The sequence below is a fragment of the Pedobacter sp. 01T416_2 genome (assembly GCF_056398925.1).
In genome coordinates, this window is the sequence record NZ_JBFTQI010000795.1 from 1 (window position 1) to 2625 (window position 2625).

The 2625-nt window shown below is 37.8% G+C and carries 2 protein-coding genes; both read right to left on the bottom strand.

Going from position 1 to position 2625, the window contains the following annotated elements; translation table 11 throughout:
• Positions 1-323 precede the first annotated feature (323 nt).
• Positions 324-2027, bottom strand: a complete 1704-nt coding sequence (locus tag AC1DPQ_RS24185) for a UvrD-helicase domain-containing protein (protein ID WP_477611128.1) — start codon at positions 2025-2027, stop codon at positions 324-326.
• Positions 2018-2625: hypothetical protein (locus tag AC1DPQ_RS24190; RefSeq protein ID WP_477611129.1), on the bottom strand; the 608-nt coding region annotated here is incomplete at its 5' end. The genes AC1DPQ_RS24185 and AC1DPQ_RS24190, both read right to left, overlap by 10 nt.

Below are 2625 nucleotides of genomic sequence, written 5' to 3' on the forward strand. Positions count from 1 at the left end.
CTACGTTATATTTCAATTCAAAAATAAATCTACTGTTTTACCAAGTTATCTTTCTCTCCACAGTTAATAAATTTGAAGTTATTTCAGTGCAAACTACGTTATATTTCAATTCAAAAATAAATCTACTGTTTTACCAAGTTATCTTTCTCTCCACAGTTAATAAATTTGAAGTTATTTCAGTGCAAAGTGGCCACCAAATGGATTGCCAAGTAAATACAATATTAACTCGTCTGAATTTATATGTCTTTTTTGAATCATAATAATAGAATTAGTTTACATCTTTTGTACACAACAAACGCACCATATGAAATACATGATGTTTCCTACACTACAACGAAGCCAATTGTTTCTAGTCTGGCTTTTGCTACTGAACTCAATTCGGGCAGATTTATATACAAATGATTCATTGCCCGACTCATTGCAACATATTTTATCCGATGCTCTTCATTGGATAGATCCGGCGCCAACAAAAAAGATAGTTCTTGATCCTCTTTGTATATTCCATTTTTATCAGGAGATAAAACAAGTAGGACAGAATCGAACTCATCCCCCTTTGACTTATGAATCGTTCGAAATGGAAGGGCTTCATCAAGCGCCTTCACTCCGGCAGAAAAATCAGAATAAGTGCTGGTAAGCATAAAATTCTTCAAGGGGTCCTTGCTTGGTTTTGCCAAAGTCGAAATTCCACTTGAATTTATAAAATTGAAAAAGTCGATCAAAGTCCCGTCAACAAAGGAGGCCTTACCATTAACTAAATACTTTAATATTTCGAGGCTTTTTTTCTTCCCTAAATGATCATCTTCAATACCATGCATTTTTGCCGTTTCCTTTAAAGCATCTTTAAAAAATCCCTGCTGTGCATATTCTATAGCCTTTGCGCATCTTACAATCGCTCTTCTGCGTTCCGAATTAGAATCTATTTCACTTAATTTATCGATCAGATCCTCCCCCACATTAATGGAAAGTCCTTTGCGAACGGCATTGGCAAGAAGATTATCTCTTGTAAGCGTACATAAGTTGCGGCTCATGGTCTGGGAGGTCACCAAAGACAAGGCGGATAACTTATCACCCACTACGATAACGGGTGGATTTCCCATATCACCACGCATTCCTTTCTGCACAAGATCCCTTCGAACCAGATTCAATAAATCCACAATTTTTTCAGTGCTTCTCCAGTTATCATCTATCTTAAAAGACTTCATACCCAGGGCTGAAAAACTAACAAACTGGTCTGGAACTGCGCCCATAAAAGAATAGATTGATTGAGCATTGTCACCTACGATACAAACCTTAGTTTCTTTTTGGATAATTTCCCTAAGGAGGCTGAGCTGGATTGGACTGATATCCTGAAACTCATCAATACAAAAGTAAGGAAACTTTGCCCTCAAGACTTCCAAGATGAAGGGAAAGAGCCTAATGAGCTCGAAAGATAAATAAAGTACATCATCATGATGGATAATACCCTTTGCCCAAGTCATTTTCTTATAAACCAGATAAGAATCGTTTTTTATCGGATAGGCTCCTATTTTTACAGGAAAAGGAGTTTTAACCACTAAAGCCCCAGATGCATCAAATGACCATTTTAAGGACTTTAATGCAGATCTCACTTTAGCATCATCAGTTATCCTCAGCTGCCCTGTTCTTGCTTTCCAATCCTTTAAAAATTGATACCCTGATACAATTTTGTCGTCATGTCCTTTAATTTTACCAGCTGCTAGTTCATAACTTTCTGGGAGAAAGTGTGCATAAGGCTTAAGCACATGTTTATATAGGAAAGCATGAATGGTCGAGACCTCAACTCGGTGCGCACCATCTCCAAGTCTTTTTACTATCGTCTCTACCCCAATGTTAGTATAGGTTATGCATGCAATTTTTCTTGATATGCCAAGTTTTTCAGATTTATTTAGCACATTGATCATATGCCTAATCAACCATTCGGTCTTGCCTGCACCAGGCCCAGCCGATACTTTGATATGAGTATCAAAGTCAGCGACTATCGTTTTTGAATCTATAGTTTTTATGGACATACCCAGTCAATTGCTTCGGTGATATATTGAGGAACAACAAAAGTCAAAGGAGACTGCTCGTTAAGGTTTTCTTCCAGAACCATTGCAAGTTCCAGCGCATTCTGTCCTTTCCCAACCGACTTTAAATACCTTGCCGCAAGTAATCCCACCGTTTTTTCCCGGGGCGTCCATAAAACAGCCGGTAGTTTGAGCGAATTTAATATTCTGGTGTTTTCATCACTATTACGCAGCACTCCTGCTGCCTCAATCTTAGCAATATCATCTCCATTATCTACAGCCGCCATTAGATTTTTCAGCTCATCAACATTGCTTATATTTTCGGTCAAGAGCATTTTACATGAGGGATTGTAAATGATTAGATCATATTCCAAGGTTTTCCCTTTAATTTCATCCTGACTAAAAAACCGGATATTAGGATGAGTAGAATAGGTTCTCAAATTAGCAGAGGAATTTTCCCGATAGCTATTGGCTGCAAGAGAATTGTATTCAAAAGGATAGCAGTACTTAAATCTTTGACCTGCCCCTGGCAACTTATGCTCAGGATCTCTATCAGTGATACAGGATAATTTCTTTGCAATTGTATTAGGCTCGTTAGTAT